Genomic DNA, 16,373 nt, shown 5'->3' with positions numbered 1-16,373 from the left:
AGTTTTACGCGATTCTCACTGCTACAGCAAGCGCTCTTTAGGTAAAGCGTGTGGTTATTCCTCTTTGCCAAGCGCCACGCGAAGACGGTCCAGCCAGCCATTAAAAGCGCCGTGGGTTAACAGGTTAATTGCCTTGCCCGGCGGGATACCGGCCTCCGTGAGAGGCGTTAACTGGGCGGCGCTAAAACGATCGGGAGACGTAAGCAGCAGCGCATGGGCGGCTGAGAGCGATGCAGATGGCTGGGCTTCGCTTTGTGGGTGGTTAACCAGTATCTCGCCCGTCAGATTCAGCAGCATCGGCTCATGGCAGAGAACCGGCGTGAGCGCTGAAAGCGCAGGTTCGGCCTGCCAGCGTGAGAGCGCCTCAAGTTGAACCGCACTGGCATATTTCAGTTCGACTACGGGCTGGGTGGCTGTCCATCGGGTAAAGCTCAGCGGTAGTGTATGGGGCTGAATGTGGTGTCCCGGTAGCCAGCGTACCGGATGGCCAAGCAGCGCCTGAAACACTGCAACCGCCCGCGCCTGAAAACCAGTAAAGCCGATGATCTGGTTGATAAGCACAATGTCATACGTTGTCAGTCCCACCTCATCAAGCTGAGTTTGCGCTTTATCGTCAATGACGTCCGGAGAGCTCGCCAGCTGGCGGGCATACTGAGTGATTTCTGCAAGGCGTCGATTGCTTTCCCGGGAAGAGTCGGGGCCCGGAAGGGGGGCGAGGAGCGCCGCGTAGTGGTTACAGAGCCGCTGGACGCCACACGCCTGGGAAACCGTCAACGCCGTGCTCAGTCTGTCGTAGGCGCTAAGCGTGTGCAGACGGTTTACGGGAGTATCGAGCGGGAATAAGAGGCGGCACAAGGTTCGGGCTGGCGTAAGCCACCCACAACAGCTTGCGGCAATGTCGTCAGGCAGGGCTAAATCGAGCAAAAAACGATCGTCGACGTTAGCGGCTTCAGGCACCAGCGGCAGAACGTCCGTCTGCGAATGATTCGACTGGGTTTCGTGATACCAGTGGCCTTTGCCGGAAAAACGGCGTTGTTCCATGGGCGTTCCTTGATCTCAAAATGGCGATCAATATCCTGGCGTAAGGCGGATGAGGGGAAAAATATTGTTAGGTGATAACAAATAGCAGAACGGAATAACGAAGTGCGGGGAGGGGAGAAAACTCTCTTCCCAGGCGGGAAGAGAGTAACAGACTTATTTGATTTCCAGCTCATTCATGGCAGCGATGTTGAAGCCGCCGTCCACGTGAACCACTTCGCCGGAGATACCCGCGGAAAGGTCAGAGCACAGGAATGCCGCAGAGTTACCCACATCTTCGATGGTAACGGTACGACGAATCGGGGTAACCGCTTCGCAATGTGCCAGCATTTTACGGAAATCTTTGATACCGGAAGCGGCCAGAGTACGGATTGGACCCGCAGAAATTGCGTTAACACGCACGCCTTCAGGACCCATTGCGTTCGCCATATAGCGCACGTTGGCTTCCAGAGACGCTTTCGCCAGACCCATAACGTTGTAGTTAGGGATAGCGCGTTCTGCGCCCAGGTAGGACAGGGTCAGCAGGGCTGCGCCCGGGTTCAGCATCGCGCGGCAGGATTTTGCCATCGCAACGAAGCTGTAGGAGCTGATATCATGAGCGATTTTGAAGCCATCACGGGTAACCGCGTTCACGTAGTCGCCGTCCAGCTGATCGCCCGGAGCGAAGCCGATGGAGTGAACGAAACCGTCGAATTTCGGCCATGCTTTTGCCAGTTCAGCAAACATGCCATCAATGCTTTCGTCTTGTGCAACGTCACATTCCAGAACAATGCTGGAACCCAGCTGCGCGGCAAATTCTTCAACACGGCCTTTCAGCTTGTCGTTCTGGTAGGTGAACGCCAGCTCAGCGCCTTCGCGATGCATAGCCTGTGCGATGCCGTATGCGATGGACAGTTTGCTGGCAACGCCAGTTACCAGAATGCGCTTACCGGAAAGAAAACCCATAGCTTTAATCCTTATATTCATTGCTTATTTTGCCTTGTAATTCATAGCGTTACAGGCAGTATTTCAAAATCATTCGAAATTAGCTCGAAATTATAGCCCACTCACAGCCCCTTGTGTCACGATATTTCTCGCTCACGTGCCGTGGCTGGGCGCACGAAAGACGTTGAACTGACTCTTTATCAGGCTATTTCGTGTGTATTCCAGCAGTATATCACCAGGTGCTGGGTTCGCCTCATCCAACCAGAGGTTGGCCAGAAGCTTCACGCTAAGACGGCCGGATATTAATTCGCTGGCGAGGGGATTCGGGCAATAACCTTAATTTCAAAATCAAATCCGGCCAGCCAGTTAACGCCGATAGCCGTCCAGTTTGGGTAAGGTGGCTGTGGAAACACCAGTTTTTTCACCTCCATGATGACGGGGAACTGGTTTTCTGGATCGGTATGAAACGTCGTGACATCAATCAGATCGTCAAAAGTGCATCCTGCGGCGGCCAAAGTCGCCTGTAAATTATCGAATGCCAACTGCACCTGAGCGGCGAAATCAGGCTCAGGCGTGCCATCGCTGCGGCTGCCGACCTGACCGGAAACAAATAACAGATCGCCAGAGCGAATGGCAGCCGAATAGCCATGCTCCTCATAAAGGGCATGTCGATTGGCAGGGAAGACAGGATTACGTGGATGCATGGCATTTCCTTTTCTGTTAGAGGCGTTGTTGTGGTTACTTAAGAGAAGTAACATACGCAATGTATGTGAAAAAATGTAATTCACATACGCCGCGTATGTCAAATTAAAAATATCGCTTTTATAGGAAGTTCTATGGCTACAAAACGTCGTGCTGAAACAGCTCAGGAAAATCGCGAAAAATTGATTCATGCGGCGCGAAAGGCGTTTGCTGAGAAAGGCTTTGCTGCAGCGTCGATGGATGAACTGACGGCAAGCGTGGGGTTAACGCGCGGTGCGCTGTATCATAATTTCAGAGATAAGAAAGGGTTACTGGCGGCGGTGGTCGCGCAGATAGACAGCGAAATGGCGGGCAACGCGAAAGCCGTTGCCGCGGCCACAGACGATGATTGGGAGAGACTGCTGGCGGAAGGCATCGCCTACATCAACATGGCGCTCGTTCCGGAAGTTCAGCGTATCGTGCTTCTTGACGGTCCGGCCGTTCTGGGCGATCCGGCGCAATGGCCCAGCCAGAACAGCTGTCTTGAGTCGACCCGCCAGACCATCGAAAAATTAATCGAACGCAACGTGCTTAAAAAAATGGATGCGAAAGTCGCAGCCCATCTGTTGAACGGCGTTGCGCTGAATGCTGCCTTGATGATTGCCGCGAGTGATGAGCCGCAGAAGACGCTGCCGCATGCCATCGAGGTGTTTACTCTGCTGGCAAGCGGGTTACGCAACGGCTAACGATCTTTCCGCCACGCATCGGCCGTCAATGCTTCACCAAAGTGTCCGGCAATCAGGCGTTTTGTCAGGTCGTGGAGCGGGGAGGCCAGCACGTCAGCGGTACTGCCGCGCTCAACGACTTCACCCTGGTGCATCACCAGCACCTGATCGCTGATGTGCTTCATCATGCCCAGGTGCTGAGTCACGTAGATATACGATATCCCCTGCTTTTCCTGTAGCTCCAGCATCAGGTTGATGAGTTGCGAACGCATCGACATGTCCAGCGACGCCAGCGCTTCGTCGGCGATAATGACCTTCGGGCGCAGGATCAGCGCGCGGGCCAGTCCGAGACGCTGTTTTTGGCCCGGAGCCAGCATGTGGGGGTAATAGCTGACATGGTCGGGCAGGAGACCTACCAGACGCAGGGTTTCGACAATCCGTTTGCGACGCGCTTCCGGCTCCAGGTCGGTATTCAACCGCAGCGGGAAATCCAGGATCTGCGAAATACGCTGGCGCGGGTTGAGGGACGTTGACGGATCCTGAAAAATCATCCGAATGCGCTGGCTGCGGAAAGAGTAGTCACCAAATTCCAGAGGATGATCGTCAATCAGTATTTCACCGCCGCTTGGCTCAACCATACCCGCGAGCATTTTTGCCAGGGTCGATTTGCCCGAGCCGTTTTCACCGATAATCGCCAGCGTCTGCTTTTCGCGCAGCGTAAAGCTCAGCGGTTTAACCGCCTCGACGGTCTGACGGTGAAACAGGCCGGTGCGATAGCGAAAGGTCTTACTCAGGTTACGCACTTCCAGTAAGGTTTCGACCATTTCACTCTCTCTCCATGTTCAGCGGGAAATGACAGGCAAACAGATGATTTTTCGGCCCTGTCAGGCGCGGTGTTTCAATGCATTTACGCTGAGCATACGGGCAACGCGGACCCAGACGGCAGCCAATGGGCAGCGATTCCAGCAGCGGAATCGCGCCAGGCAGAGTATTCAGACGGCTCTTGTGTGGCATTGCGCTGCCAAAATCAGGGATCGCCCTGATCAGCGCCTGCGTGTAGGGATGATGCGGCGTCGTCACCAGGTCTTCACTTGGCGCGGTTTCTACCGTTTGTCCGCAATACATCACGTCAATTTTATCCGCCCACTTGCTCAACATTTGCAGGTCATGGCTGATCAGCAAAATGGTGGTGTTGTTATTCTGGTTCAGACGCGTGAGCAGGCGGAAAATCTGCGCCTGAGTCGTTGGCTCCATCGCGTTCGTCGGTTCGTCCGCAATCAGCAGACGCGGCTGATTGGCCAGGGCGATAGCAATCATCACTTTCTGGCATTCACCGTCGGTCAGTTCGTAGGGGAAACTGCGCATCGCGTCTTTATGGTCTTTGATCCCCACACGGTGCAATAGCTCAATGGCACGGCGTTTACGCCAGCCGAAACGCTGCCACCAGCGGCCTTTATAGGTCCAGCCGGGGATATTCTGCATCAGCTGTTTCCCGACGCGCTCGGACGGATCGAGACAGGATTGCGGCTCCTGAAAAATCATCGAGACGTTATGGCCCACCAGTTTACGGCGTTCGCGCGGGGAGAGACGCAACAGATCGATGTCGTCGAAACGCATACGGTCGGCGGTCACCCGCCAGTTGTCCTTCGCCACGCCGCAAATGGCTTTGGCGATTAGACTCTTACCGGAACCCGATTCGCCCACCAGCCCGCGTATTTCGCCCTCTGCGAGCGTAATACTGATGCGATCCACCGCTTTAACCCAGCCTTCGCCCGTTTTAATTTCGATCGTGAGGTTGCGGATATCAAGTAACGGCATTATTGCACCCCCGCATTGATTGCGCGGCGGATCCCGTCGCCAAGCAGGTTAACGAGCAGAACGCTCACCATGATGGCCGCGCCCGGCAGCATGACCGTCCACGGCGCAACGTAAATCAGCTCCAGCGCATCGCCGAGCATTGCGCCCCATTCCGGGGAGGGGAGCTGCGCGCCCAGGTCCAGGAAGCCCAGCGCTGCGATATCCAGAATCGCCATCGACAGGGCGCGGGTGATCTCCGTCACCAGCCCGGCGGCAATGTTAGGCAGCACGGCAAACCACAAAATATTAAACGTGTTGGCACCGTCCAGACGGGCGGCGACGACATACTCTTTCTCCAGTTCGTCGTGAACCAGGCTGTAAACCGATCGCACCATGCGGGGCAGAATGGCCAGCCAGACGGCGAACATCGCATGTGTGAGGTGCGGCCCCGCGAAGGCCACGACGATAATCGCCAGCAACAGCGAAGGAATCGAGAGCAAGGTATCAAGAATATGATTAAGCACGGCAGACCGCAGCCCATGGGTAGAGCCGGCAAAAATGCCCAGTGCAAGGCCGCATATCGCGGCGGCCAGGGTGACCACGAACGCGCCGCCTACCGTAGGTGCGGCGCCGCTCAGTAAACGACTTAGCACGTCGCGTCCGAGATCGTCAGTCCCCAGGAAGAACGAAACCTCCCCGTAACGCGACCACGATGGCGGTAAAAGCTGATAACCAAGGAACTGCTGATCGATGCCATACGGGGCAAACCACGAACCCAAAACACACAGCAACACGAGGCCAATGCAGCCGTAAAAGCCGATCATCGCCGTGGTGTCGCCGTAGAAATTACGCCACACGGTGCGTAGCGCACCAGGCGTGCGCTTTTCGCTGTAGACGTTATCGTAAGGCATACCATTCCTTATGCTTCAACGGGTTGGCCATGGCACCCAAAATATCGGAAACAACGTTAACAATAATAACCAGCGAGCCAATCACCATCACTCCGGCGGAGATCGCAGCGTAATCCTGTTGGCGAATGGCGTTGATCATCCAGCGTCCAAGGCCCGGCCAGCTGAAAACCATCTCGGTGATCATCGCCAGCGTCAGCATGGTTGAGAATTGCAGCCCAAGCCGTGGGATTACCGGCGGCAACGCATTGTGCAGCACATGGCGACGTAGAATCGTCAGGCGAGACAGTCCGCGTGTGGCGGCGGCTTTCACATAGTTTTGATCGAAGACTTCGATAGTGCTGATGCGCATCAGGCGGATCACTTCGGTCGTCGGTGCGACGGCCAGCGTGAGCACTGGCAGCACCATATGGCGCAGGGCGCTCACGATCATTTCGTCGCGCCAGACTGAATCGGAAAGCCAGGCGTCAACGATGGCGAAGCCGCTCACCGTTTGTACGTTATACAGCAGGTCGAAACGGCCAGACACCGGAAGCCAGCCTAACGTCAGTGAGAAGAAGAGGGTAAGCAGCAGCGCCAGCCAGAAAACAGGGATGGAAAAGCCAATTAAGGCAAGCGCGCTGATGAATTTATCCTGCCATTTATTGCGATAAATTCCCGCCAGCATCCCCACCGGGATCCCCACCATGAGGGCAAAGCCAAAGGCGAGTATACACAGCTCCATGGTGGCCGGGAAAACCATCTTCAGCTGCTCAGAGATGAGCTGTCCGTTGATGCTGGACACGCCAAAATCCCAGTGCAACAGGCCGTTAAACCAGAACAGCCAGGCGTCCCAGAGGGATGAGCCCTGAAGCGGGGCGTGCGGCGTAAAGTAGCTAAGGCTAAAGCCGACAAAGGTCAGGAAGAACAGGGTGACCAGCAGTAACAGCAGCCGCCGCAAGGTAAATATAATCATGGTTTTTTCACCTCTTGTTCTTCCTCACGAGTCACGCCCGCGAAGGAGGCGTTACCAAACGGGCTGAGTACCAGCCCTTTTATATCGTAACGGTAGGCCTGAAGGCGCAGGGAAGAGGCAAGCGGCAACACGGGAAGCTCTCTGGCCAGAATATTTTGCGCTTCATCGTAGGCCTCAATGCGTGAAGCAAGCTGTTGAGATGAGAGGGCTTTTTGCAGCACAGCATCAAATTCCCGGTTACACCAGTGCGCGTAGTTGGTCTGGGAGTTGATCGCCGCACAGCTCAGCAGCGGACGGAAGAAGCTGTCCGGGTCGTTACTGTCGGTAGACCAGCCAGCCAGCGTTAAGTCGTGATTCATGTCCATCAGACGCGCCTCCTGGAAACGGCCTTCGACAGGAACGATGATCACCTTCACGCCCACCTGGGCCATATCTGCCTGCAACAGTTCGGCGGTTTTCAGCGGGCTAGGGTTCCACGCCTGAGAGCTGGTGGGTACCCACAGCTGAAGCGTCAGGTTTTCTGCCCCCAGTGCTTTAAGCTGTTCGCGCGCTTTCGCCGGATTATATTCCGTGATCTTCGCCTCGCCGTCATAGGCCCAGGAGGCGCGGGGCAGAATAGAGGCGGCGGTTTCCGCGGTGCCGTAATAAATCGACTGCATCAGACGCTGATTGTTGATCGCTAACGCCAGCGCATGGCGCACGGCCGGATTATTCAGCGGTGGCTTATCGGTGTTAAACGCCAGATAGGCGATGTTCATTCCCGGGCGTAGGGTCAGGCGCAGGCGGGGGTCGTCGCGCAAAATAGTCAACTGGCTGGCCGCAGGCCACGCAAGGACGTCGCACTCACCGGTCAGCAGTTTGGAGAGGCGGCCTGTTCCACCTGAACCCAGATCGACAATAACCTGCGGCATCAGCGGTTTGCCGCGCCAGAAATGATCGTGTCGTTGCAGGCGAATGTATTGTCCGGCGCGGTACTCAGCTAACTGGAAGGGTCCTGTGCCCACAGGCTCACGATCGAGACGTTCCTGACGATCCTTTTTCGTCAGCTGATCCGCGTATTCGGCTGACATGACGGACGCGTAGTGCGTCGCCAGGTGCCAGAGGAATGAGGCGTCCGGGCGCGTCAGGCGAAACTCAACCGTGCGGTTATCCAGCTTACGAACGCTTTTGACCGTGTCCGCGAATTGCAGACTGTCGAAGTAGGGGAAGTTTCCGCCGTTGACGTTATGCCACGGATGGTTGCGGTTAAAGATGCGCTGGAAGGTGAAAACCACGTCATCCGCGTTGAGCTTTCGGGTTGGGGTAAACCACGGGGTGTGCTGAAAAGCCACATCATCGCGTAGACGGAAGCGGTACGTGGCGCCGTTATCAAGCACTTCCCAACTTTCAGCAAGCTCCGGAACCAGCCGATAGGTATAAGGATCGACGTCGAGCAGGCGATCGTAAATCTGTGCGGCCAGCGTATCAACAATCACGCCGCTCCCCGCTTTTTGCGGGTTAAAGGTATCAACTTGCCCGCTGACGCAATAGACGAAACCACTATCACGAATATCAGGAGGCGCAGTACGATCGGGCGCAGCAAAGGCCAGATTGCTGAACAGACCGAGTGCAAACAGGGATGATAAAACCAGGCGCATAGTTTTTAAGGTTTTTAGATTCGATCTGCAAAGTGTATCGCACTTACGCCTGCTTCGTAAAAATGTCTGGGGGTAAGTGCTGATAATGTCAGCGCATTTGATGTTTTTTGAGCAATGCCCTTAACTGATGGTAGGTCAGACCCAGCAGTTCAGCTGCCCGTTTCTGGTTATATTTCGCCTCTTTCAGGCTCCGTTCCAGCAGTTGCTGCTCCTGCTGATGCTGGAACTGGCGTAAATCGAGCGGCAACGCCGGATCATGCTGGCGCGCCGCCGGAGCAAGGGGCTGTTTAACCTCGCGCCGAAACGGATCGAGAATAATGTTGTCCAGTTCGGTCTCGCTGCTGCCATGACGGTAAACAGACCGTTCCACCACGTTTTTCAGTTCACGGATATTCCCCGGCCAGTGGTAACCGAGCAGGGTCTCGGTGGCCTGTTCGCTGAAGCCCGGAAAGAGCGGCAGGCCCAGTTCCCGGCACATCTGAATGGCAAATTGATCGGCCAGCAGCATGATATCGCTGCGTCGCTCACGCAGCGGCGGCAACTGGACGACATCGAAAGCCAGCCGGTCCAGCAGGTCGGCGCGGAATTTATCTTCTGCCACCATCGCGGGCAGATCGGCGTTAGTGGCGCACACCAGGCGAACGTTTACCTGAAGCGGCTGACTTCCGCCAACGCGTTCCAGTTCGCCATACTCAATGACACGCAGCAGCTTTTCCTGCACCAGCATTGGCGCGGTCGCCAGCTCGTCGAGAAAGAGCGTTCCGCCGTCGGCACGTTCAAAACGACCGGGGTGCCGTTTTTGTGCGCCAGTAAACGCGCCGGCTTCATGACCGAAAAGCTCCGTGTCGAGCAGATTTTCATTCAGCGCCGCGCAGTTAAGCGAAATAAAAGGCCCGTCCCAGCGGCCAGACAGAAAGTGCAGACGGTTAGCGATAAGTTCTTTACCCGTTCCGCGCTCACCGATAATGAGCACCGGTTTATTCAGCGGCGCCAGGCGCGATACCTGCTCAAGCACTTCCAGGAAGCTGTTTGCCTCGCCAAGCAAATTGTCTTTATATTCAGCCATGATGAAATTAACCACTCCTTAGTGATATTCACCAGGTGAGAATAGCCGCTGGATGGATAAATATCAATCACACCCAGTAAAATCAATAAGATAAAAAGTTGGCATGGGATTTGTATTAACTACTCAGCAGGGCATCGCCCGATAACAGAACTATGAGGATTGAATTATGGGTATTTTTTCTCGTTTTGCCGACATCGTGAACGCCAACATCAACTCGCTGCTGGAGAAAGCAGAAGATCCGCAGAAGCTGGTGCGCCTGATGATTCAGGAGATGGAAGACACGCTGGTTGAAGTACGCTCCACCTCCGCCCGCGCGCTGGCAGAGAAGAAGCAGTTAACGCGTCGTATCGAGCAGGCGACTGCCCAGCTTAACGAGTGGCAGGAAAAAGCTGAACTGGCGCTGCGCAAAGATAAAGAAGATCTGGCCCGCGCTGCGCTGATTGAGAAGCAGAAGCTGACCGATATGGTGGCCACGCTGGAACATGAAGTGACGCTGGTGGATGATACTCTGACGCGTATGAAGAAAGAGATTGGTGAGCTTGAAAACAAACTCAGCGAAACCCGTGCACGTCAACAGGCGCTGGCGCTGCGCCACCAGGCTGCAAGCTCGTCCCGTGACGTGCGTCGCCAGCTGGACAGCGGCAAACTGGATGAAGCGATGGCGCGTTTCGAATCGTTCGAACGCCGTATCGACCACATGGAAGCGGAAGCCGAAAGCCACAGCATCGGTAAGCAGAAAACCCTGGATCAGCAGTTTGCTGACCTGAAAGCCGATGATGAAATTAGCGAGCAGCTGGCTGCGCTGAAAGCCAAAATGAAGCAAGACAACCAATAATAAATCCTGCGGCACCTGAGCGTGCCGCATCGCAAGACAAGGAGTACACATGAGCGCGCTTTTTCTGGCAATACCCCTGACAATTTTCGTGCTGTTTGTTCTGCCCATCTGGTTATGGCTGCACTACAGCAACCGCTCTTCTCGCGGGGAGCTGTCGCAAAGCGAGCAACAGCGGCTGGCGCAGCTCTCTTCTGAGGCAAACAAAATGCGCGAACGTATTCAGGCGCTGGAAGCCATCCTGGATGCGGAACACCCGAACTGGAGGGAGCGTTAATGGCTGGACTAAATCTGAATAAAAAACTGTGGCGCATCCCGCAGCAGGGCATGGTTCAGGGCGTTTGCGCCGGGCTGGCACACTATCTGGATGTCCCGGTAAAACTGGTACGTGTGGTCACCGTATTGTCGATTTTCTTTGGCCTGGCCTTTATTACACTGGTGGCTTACATCATTCTGTCGTTTGTACTTGATCCGATGCCGGAAGGTGAGCTGGATGCGGAAAACACGCCAACCAGCAGCGATCTTCTTAACGCGGTGGATGAACAGCTGAGCGCAGGGGAGAAGCGATTGCGCGAGATGGAACGTTATGTCACCTCCGATACCTTTACGCTGAGAAGTCGTTTCCGTCAGCTTTAAGAGAGAACTTACATGAAACAAAACTGGCAACAGGCCGGTCAGAAGGTAAAACCCGGCCTGAAAATCGCAGGTAAACTGGTTCTGATGACGGCGTTACGTTATGGTCCGGCTGGTGTGGCGGGCTGGGCGATCAAGTCTGTTGCCCGTAAGCCGGTCAGAATGTTGCTGGCGGTCGCCCTGGAGCCGCTGTTACAAAAACTGGCAAAACGCGTTTCACGTCGCTACTTTTCACGCTAATCCCGCTCATATAAGCCCTTTCTCGCGCTGAGAGAGGGCATGAATTCCCCCTCTGCTTTTTCTCTTTCTTTGCGGCAGCTCACATTACTGCGTTGCGCTGCTTTGAGAATGCCTTTTTCAGCCCCCAGGTCCGTTGACAGATATTTTTCATGGGAGTAGATTGCCACTCCGTGGGACCGCTACCATGGAAAATAATGTGAACGCAAAAATTAAATACCTTATCAATCATATTTACGGTGAATCATTTTCAGATGCACACCTTGACGTGTTATTAACTAAGCTTCAACAGGCGGCGGTTAATATTACGGAGAAGCGTAAGTCAGGCTGGGATGAAAAAGATGTTGTTCTGATTACCTATGCCGATCAGATCTCCGCGAAAGGGGAGAAAGCATTGCCGGTATTTACCCGGTTCTATAATGAGTGGCTTTCTCGTACTTTTTCTCATGTCCATCTTTTACCTTTCTATCCGTGGTCATCAGATGATGGTTTTTCCGTTGTTGATTATCATACCGTTGCACCTGAAACGGGAAACTGGCGCGATGTCGCGGAATTAAAACAGTCAGCCAGCTTAATGTTTGATTTCGTTTGCAATCATATGTCAGCGAAAAGCGAATGGTTTGCGAATTATCTTGCGCAGAAGCCTGGTTATGAAGATTTCTTTATTTCTGTCGACCCGGAAACCGATTTATCCGCGGTGACGCGCCCACGCGCTTTACCGCTGTTGACGCCGTTTACGCTTAATGATGGCAGCGTTCGTCATTTATGGACTACATTCAGCGATGACCAGATCGATCTCAATTTCGCCTCGCCGCAGGTGCTGATTGCAATGGTTGACGTTCTGCTCCATTACCTCATGGAAGGGGCGCGTTATATCCGTCTGGATGCGGTCGGGTTTATGTGGAAAATCCCGGGAACAACCTGCATCCATCTGGAACAAACCCATTGCCTTATTCAGCTGTTCCGCGCCATTACGGACGCCGTGGCACCTGGAACGGTGATCATTACTGAGACAAATGTTCCGCACAAAGACAACATCTCTTACTTCGGTGATGGTGAAAACGAAGCCCAGATGGTCTATCAGTTTTCCTTACCTCCGCTGGTGCTGCATGCCGTTCATCGTCAGGATGTGAAAGCACTTTGCCAATGGGCGGGGTCGCTGGCACTGCCTTCTTCACACACTACATGGTTTAATTTCCTGGCCTCGCATGATGGTATCGGTTTGAATCCGCTGCGCGGCATTCTTCCGGAATCAGAGATCCTCTCGTTGGTCGAAAATCTTCAGCAGGAAGGCGCGCTGGTCAACTGGAAAAATAATCCTGACGGAACGCGAAGCCCTTATGAAATTAATGTCACCTATCTTGATGCGTTAAGTTTACAAGACAGTTCAGATGAGGAACGTATTGCACGGTTCCTCCTCGCGCATGCTGTGTTGTTAAGTTTCCCAGGCGTCCCGGCTGTTTATATTCAGAGCATTCTTGGTTCGCGGAACGATTATGAAGGCGTCGAACGCCTCGGATATAACCGCGCGATTAACCGGAAAAAATACACGGCGGGGCAGCTTGATAGCGAACTGAATAATAAGAAGAGTATTCGTTATCAAATTTATTCTCGTTTGAGTGAGTTTATCGCTATTCGTCGCGGTGAGAGGGCGTTCCATCCGGATAGTCAGGCTGCTTTCGACGCAGTGGGTAAACAAATTCTTAAAATTATTCGTGTTGCTGAAAATGGCGAGCGAATTACAGCATTATTTAATTTTAGCAATAAAATGCAGACCGTTTATGAACAAACGCTTTCTGGTAAGGAGTTATTATCAGGACAGGATATTAGCGGTACGGAGCTGATCCTCAATCCATGGCAGGTAATGTGGATTAAAGAAAACTAAAAAGGACCCTAAAATGAAAATGCCAAAAATTGTGCTGTTATCAGCACTGGTTTCGTGCGCCCTGTTATCAGGCTGTAAGGACGATAAAGCATCTCAGGTCACCATTGAGTTTATGCACTCGTCGGTAGAACAGGAGCGTCAGGCCGTTATCACGAAATTGATTGAAAAATTCGAACAAGAGAACCCGACTATAACGGTGAAACAGGTACCCGTTGAGGAAGATGCCTATAACACCAAGGTTATTACTCTGGCACGTACCGGTGCGCTACCGGAGGTGATAGAGATCAGTCATGACTACGCCAAAGTCATGGATAAAGAGCAGTTGCTGGATCGTGACGCCATCGGCCGCGCCGTCAAGGCGGTGGGCGAGGAGACATTTTACGACGGTATTTTACGCGTGGTTCGCACGGAAGATGGCAACGCATGGACGGGGGTGCCGGTTAGCGCCTGGCTGTCCGGCGTCTGGTATCACAAAGATGCGCTCGCGGCAGCGGGGATCGAGGAACCGCACAACTGGGAACAACTGCTGAAAGCCAGTCAGGCGCTCAACGATCCGGCGAAAAAACATTACGGCATCGCGCTTCCAACCGCAGAAAGCGTCATGACGGAGCAGGCTTTCTCGCAGTTTGCTTTGTCTGGAGGGGCTAACGTCTTTGATGCAAACGGCAGCGTGAAAATCGATACCCCTGAGATGTCGAAAGCGCTGGAGTTTTATAGGGCACTGGCCGCGAACACCATGCCGGGCTCGAATGATGTCATGGAGATCAAAGACGCCTTCATGAACGGTTCTGCGCCTATGGCCGTTTACTCTACCTATATCCTGCCCGCGGTCTTCAAAGATGGCAATCCGGCCAACCTGGGGTTCGTGGTCCCGACGGAAAAATCATCAGCCGTGTACGGCATGATCACTTCGTTGACGATCACTACCGGCCAGACCGAAGAGGAAACGCAGGCCGCCGAGAAATTTGTCACCTGGATGGAGCAGGCTCAGAACGCCTCTGATTGGGTCATGATGTCTCCGGGCGCCGCGCTACCGGTCAATAAACTCGTAGTGGGCACAGATTCCTGGAAAAACAACGACGTTATCAAGGCCTTTGGTCAACTGCCTTACGAGCTGATTGCGCAGTTCCCGAACGTCCAGGTGTTTGGTGCCGTGGGCGACAAGAACTTTACCCGCATGGGAGATGTTACCGGGTCCGGCATTATCAGTTCCATGGTGCATAACGTGACGGTGGGACAAAAAGATCTCAGTGCGACGTTAAGCAACAGCCAGAAGAAGCTGACTGACCTGGTATCACAACGATAGGAGCGCTTTGCGAAGGGAATTATGAAGACGTTGTTTTCTGGTCGTTCAGATATGCCTTTCGCCATGCTGCTGTTGGCCCCCAGCCTGATTTTGCTGGGGGGCCTGGTGGCCTGGCCAATGATTTCTAACATTGAAATCAGTTTTTTACGTTTACCGCTGAATCCGCGTATTGATGCGGTGTTCGTCGGTCTGGATAACTACATTCGCATCCTGGGCGATGCTGCGTTCTGGCACTCCCTGTGGATGACGTTCTGGTATACGGCGCTGATGGTGATCGGCAGCACCGGACTGGGGCTGGCCGTAGCGATCTTCTTTAACCGTGAATTCCGCATGCGGAAAACGGCACGTTCACTGGTGATACTGTCCTATGTGACGCCGTCTATTTCACTGGTATTTGCCTGGAAATACATGTTCAACAACGGCTACGGAATTGTGAACTATCTTGGCGTTGATCTGCTGCATCTCTACGATCAGGCGCCGCTGTGGTTCGATAACCCTGGCAGCAGTTTTGTCCTGGTCGTGCTGTTCGCCATCTGGCGTTACTTCCCGTATGCCTTTATCTCGTTCCTCGCGATTCTACAGACCATTGATAAATCCTTGTACGAAGCGGCAGAGATGGACGGGGCGAATGCCTGGCAGCGTTTTCGTATCGTGACGTTGCCCGCCATCATGCCGGTGCTGGCCACGGTGGTCACGCTGCGCACCATCTGGATGTTCTACATGTTTGCGGATGTTTATCTGCTCACCACCAAGGTCGACATTCTGGGCGTATATCTCTACAAAACCGCCTTTGCGTTCAATGACCTGGGTAAAGCAGCCGCCATTTCCGTTGTGCTGTTTGTGATCATATTCGCTGTCATTCTGCTGACCAGAAAAAGGGTAAACCTCAATGGCAACAAATAAACGCGTTCTGGGCCGTATCGGTTTTTATCTGGGACTGGCGGTATTCCTGATTATCACGCTGTTTCCGTTTTTTGTGATGCTGATGACATCGTTCAAAAGCGCGAAAGAGGCGATCTCACTGCACCCGACTATCCTGCCGCAGGAGTGGACGTTACAGCACTACATCGACATCTTTAACCCGCTGATTTTCCCGTTTGTGGATTATTTCCGTAACAGCATGGTGGTGTCACTGACCTCCTCGGTCATTGCGGTGTTTCTCGGTACGCTGGGCGCTTATGCGTTATCCAAACTGCGCTTTAAAGGGCGCACGACGATCAATGCGAGCTTCTACACCGTCTATATGTTCTCCGGGATCCTGCTGGTAGTGCCGCTGTTCAAAATCATCACCGCGCTCGGCATTTATGACACCGAGCTGGCGCTGATCATCACCATGGTGACGCAGACGTTGCCGACTGCGGTCTTTATGCTGCGCAGCTATTTCGACACTATCCCGGACGAAATCGAAGAAGCCGCGATGATGGACGGCCTGAACCGCCTGCAAATCATCTTCCGCATCACCGTGCCGCTGGCGATCTCGGGTCTGGTGTCAGTCTTCGTTTACTGCTTCATGGTGGCGTGGAATGACTACCTGTTCGCCTCCATTTTCCTGTCCAGCGCCAGCAACTTCACGTTGCCGGTGGGGCTGAACACGCTCTTCAGTACGCCAGATTACATCTGGGGTCGCATGATGGCGGCATCGCTGGTGACCGCACTGCCCGTTGTCATTATGTATGCCCTGTCTGAACGTTTTATTAAAAGTGGTTTGACCGCCGGCGGCGTAAAGGGCTGAGGCGGCCGATTTTAACA

18 protein-coding genes are annotated in these 16,373 nt (G+C 53.9%); 9 read left to right on the top strand and 9 right to left on the bottom strand.

The genetic code is table 11. From position 1 onward, the window contains the following. Positions 1 to 54: 54 nt before the first annotated feature. The 3 genes from ACQG2Q_RS12910 to ACQG2Q_RS12900 all read right to left on the bottom strand — a co-directional run bounded on the left by ACQG2Q_RS12910 (position 55) and on the right by ACQG2Q_RS12900 (position 2,666). A complete protein-coding gene (locus ACQG2Q_RS12910) occupies positions 55 to 1,041 on the bottom strand; it encodes an oxidoreductase (protein WP_032676207.1) in 987 nt (328 codons plus the stop codon). A 153-nt stretch (positions 1,042 to 1,194) separates the two neighbouring features. After that, a complete protein-coding gene (gene fabI, locus ACQG2Q_RS12905; protein WP_003856831.1) occupies positions 1,195 to 1,983 on the bottom strand; it encodes an enoyl-ACP reductase FabI in 789 nt (262 codons plus the stop codon). A 281-nt stretch (positions 1,984 to 2,264) separates the two neighbouring features. Next, positions 2,265 to 2,666, bottom strand: coding sequence for a RidA family protein (locus ACQG2Q_RS12900; protein ID WP_045308900.1), 402 nt, complete (start codon positions 2,664 to 2,666; stop codon positions 2,265 to 2,267). A gap of 132 nt (positions 2,667 to 2,798) precedes the next feature. Here ACQG2Q_RS12900 and ACQG2Q_RS12895 point away from each other — a divergent pair, with 132 nt between their 5' ends. Beyond that, entirely contained in the window at positions 2,799 to 3,389 is a 591-nt protein-coding gene (locus tag ACQG2Q_RS12895) for a TetR/AcrR family transcriptional regulator (protein ID WP_022648309.1), read from the top strand. Here the strand turns inward: ACQG2Q_RS12895 and sapF are convergent. The 6 genes from sapF to pspF all read right to left on the bottom strand — a co-directional run bounded on the left by sapF (position 3,386) and on the right by pspF (position 9,746). Next, positions 3,386 to 4,192, bottom strand: coding sequence for a putrescine export ABC transporter ATP-binding protein SapF (gene sapF, locus ACQG2Q_RS12890; RefSeq protein WP_003856838.1), 807 nt, complete (start codon positions 4,190 to 4,192; stop codon positions 3,386 to 3,388). The two genes, ACQG2Q_RS12895 and sapF, sit on opposite strands and share 4 nt — an antisense overlap. Before the next feature lies 1 nt (position 4,193). Continuing rightward, entirely contained in the window at positions 4,194 to 5,186 is a 993-nt protein-coding gene (sapD, locus tag ACQG2Q_RS12885; RefSeq protein ID WP_003856840.1) for a putrescine export ABC transporter ATP-binding protein SapD, read from the bottom strand. Then, complete coding sequence (gene sapC, locus ACQG2Q_RS12880; RefSeq protein WP_096216995.1) at positions 5,186 to 6,076, bottom strand: putrescine export ABC transporter permease SapC; 891 nt, start codon at positions 6,074 to 6,076, stop codon at positions 5,186 to 5,188. The genes sapD and sapC overlap by 1 nt, the downstream gene beginning before the upstream one ends. Next, complete coding sequence (sapB, locus tag ACQG2Q_RS12875; protein WP_022648308.1) at positions 6,063 to 7,028, bottom strand: putrescine export ABC transporter permease SapB; 966 nt, start codon at positions 7,026 to 7,028, stop codon at positions 6,063 to 6,065. The genes sapC and sapB overlap by 14 nt, the downstream gene beginning before the upstream one ends. Next, positions 7,025 to 8,665, bottom strand: coding sequence for an ABC transporter substrate-binding protein SapA (sapA, locus tag ACQG2Q_RS12870; protein ID WP_063150491.1), 1,641 nt, complete (start codon positions 8,663 to 8,665; stop codon positions 7,025 to 7,027). Before sapA ends, sapB begins: the two co-directional genes overlap by 4 nt. Positions 8,666 to 8,753: 88 nt before the next feature. Further along, the gene (gene pspF / locus ACQG2Q_RS12865) at positions 8,754 to 9,746 is read right to left on the bottom strand and encodes a phage shock protein operon transcriptional activator (RefSeq protein WP_162882544.1); all 993 of its coding nucleotides are present in this window, start codon (positions 9,744 to 9,746) and stop codon (positions 8,754 to 8,756) included. A gap of 151 nt (positions 9,747 to 9,897) precedes the next feature. On the opposite strand from pspF, the gene pspA reads away from it, so the two are divergent. From pspA to ACQG2Q_RS12825, 8 genes are all read left to right on the top strand, one after another. Continuing rightward, positions 9,898 to 10,566: a phage shock protein PspA gene (pspA, locus tag ACQG2Q_RS12860; protein WP_022651342.1), complete on the top strand. Its 669-nt coding sequence runs from the start codon at positions 9,898 to 9,900 to the stop codon at positions 10,564 to 10,566. A 49-nt stretch (positions 10,567 to 10,615) separates the two neighbouring features. After that, entirely contained in the window at positions 10,616 to 10,840 is a 225-nt protein-coding gene (pspB, locus tag ACQG2Q_RS12855) for an envelope stress response membrane protein PspB (protein WP_022648304.1), read from the top strand. Further along, complete coding sequence (gene pspC, locus ACQG2Q_RS12850; RefSeq protein WP_063849107.1) at positions 10,840 to 11,199, top strand: envelope stress response membrane protein PspC; 360 nt, start codon at positions 10,840 to 10,842, stop codon at positions 11,197 to 11,199. The genes pspB and pspC overlap by 1 nt, the downstream gene beginning before the upstream one ends. 12 nt (positions 11,200 to 11,211) lie before the next feature. Next, positions 11,212 to 11,436: a phage shock protein PspD gene (gene pspD, locus ACQG2Q_RS12845; RefSeq protein WP_006810818.1), complete on the top strand. Its 225-nt coding sequence runs from the start codon at positions 11,212 to 11,214 to the stop codon at positions 11,434 to 11,436. A 184-nt stretch (positions 11,437 to 11,620) separates the two neighbouring features. After that, positions 11,621 to 13,318 (top strand): sugar phosphorylase, encoded by a 1,698-nt coding sequence (locus tag ACQG2Q_RS12840; RefSeq protein ID WP_063849106.1) that lies wholly within the window; start codon positions 11,621 to 11,623, stop codon positions 13,316 to 13,318. 13 nt (positions 13,319 to 13,331) lie between these two features. Beyond that, entirely contained in the window at positions 13,332 to 14,624 is a 1,293-nt protein-coding gene (locus ACQG2Q_RS12835; RefSeq protein ID WP_063849105.1) for an ABC transporter substrate-binding protein, read from the top strand. A gap of 21 nt (positions 14,625 to 14,645) precedes the next feature. Next, positions 14,646 to 15,527, top strand: coding sequence for a carbohydrate ABC transporter permease (locus tag ACQG2Q_RS12830; protein ID WP_096216994.1), 882 nt, complete (start codon positions 14,646 to 14,648; stop codon positions 15,525 to 15,527). After that, on the top strand, positions 15,514 to 16,356 hold the full coding sequence (locus ACQG2Q_RS12825; RefSeq protein ID WP_003856865.1) for a carbohydrate ABC transporter permease: 843 nt from the start codon (positions 15,514 to 15,516) through the stop codon (positions 16,354 to 16,356). The genes ACQG2Q_RS12830 and ACQG2Q_RS12825 overlap by 14 nt, the downstream gene beginning before the upstream one ends. The last annotated feature ends 17 nt before the right edge of the window (positions 16,357 to 16,373 follow it).

It is taken from the genome of Enterobacter cloacae complex sp. 370H10, assembly GCF_050031535.1.
Lineage (GTDB): Bacteria > Pseudomonadota > Gammaproteobacteria > Enterobacterales > Enterobacteriaceae > Enterobacter > Enterobacter intestinihominis.
Note: the sequence above shows the minus strand (reverse complement) of the source record. Positions and strands in the feature narration are given on the sequence as shown.

Coding starts and splice junctions, on each gene's coding strand:
- ACQG2Q_RS12910 (WP_032676207.1), bottom strand. CDS start 1,041: ATGGAACAACGCCGTTTTTCCGGCAAAGGCCACTGGTATCACGAAACC.
- sapF (WP_003856838.1), bottom strand. CDS start 4,192: ATGGTCGAAACCTTACTGGAAGTGCGTAACCTGAGTAAGACCTTTCGC.
- ACQG2Q_RS12835 (WP_063849105.1), top strand. CDS start 13,332: ATGAAAATGCCAAAAATTGTGCTGTTATCAGCACTGGTTTCGTGCGCC.
- sapC (WP_096216995.1), bottom strand. CDS start 6,076: ATGCCTTACGATAACGTCTACAGCGAAAAGCGCACGCCTGGTGCGCTA.
- ACQG2Q_RS12825 (WP_003856865.1), top strand. CDS start 15,514: ATGGCAACAAATAAACGCGTTCTGGGCCGTATCGGTTTTTATCTGGGA.
- ACQG2Q_RS12900 (WP_045308900.1), bottom strand. CDS start 2,666: ATGCATCCACGTAATCCTGTCTTCCCTGCCAATCGACATGCCCTTTAT.
- sapB (WP_022648308.1), bottom strand. CDS start 7,028: ATGATTATATTTACCTTGCGGCGGCTGCTGTTACTGCTGGTCACCCTG.
- pspC (WP_063849107.1), top strand. CDS start 10,840: ATGGCTGGACTAAATCTGAATAAAAAACTGTGGCGCATCCCGCAGCAG.
- sapA (WP_063150491.1), bottom strand. CDS start 8,665: ATGCGCCTGGTTTTATCATCCCTGTTTGCACTCGGTCTGTTCAGCAAT.
- ACQG2Q_RS12895 (WP_022648309.1), top strand. CDS start 2,799: ATGGCTACAAAACGTCGTGCTGAAACAGCTCAGGAAAATCGCGAAAAA.
- pspB (WP_022648304.1), top strand. CDS start 10,616: ATGAGCGCGCTTTTTCTGGCAATACCCCTGACAATTTTCGTGCTGTTT.
- fabI (WP_003856831.1), bottom strand. CDS start 1,983: ATGGGTTTTCTTTCCGGTAAGCGCATTCTGGTAACTGGCGTTGCCAGC.
- pspD (WP_006810818.1), top strand. CDS start 11,212: ATGAAACAAAACTGGCAACAGGCCGGTCAGAAGGTAAAACCCGGCCTG.
- pspA (WP_022651342.1), top strand. CDS start 9,898: ATGGGTATTTTTTCTCGTTTTGCCGACATCGTGAACGCCAACATCAAC.
- ACQG2Q_RS12840 (WP_063849106.1), top strand. CDS start 11,621: ATGGAAAATAATGTGAACGCAAAAATTAAATACCTTATCAATCATATT.
- sapD (WP_003856840.1), bottom strand. CDS start 5,186: ATGCCGTTACTTGATATCCGCAACCTCACGATCGAAATTAAAACGGGC.
- ACQG2Q_RS12830 (WP_096216994.1), top strand. CDS start 14,646: ATGAAGACGTTGTTTTCTGGTCGTTCAGATATGCCTTTCGCCATGCTG.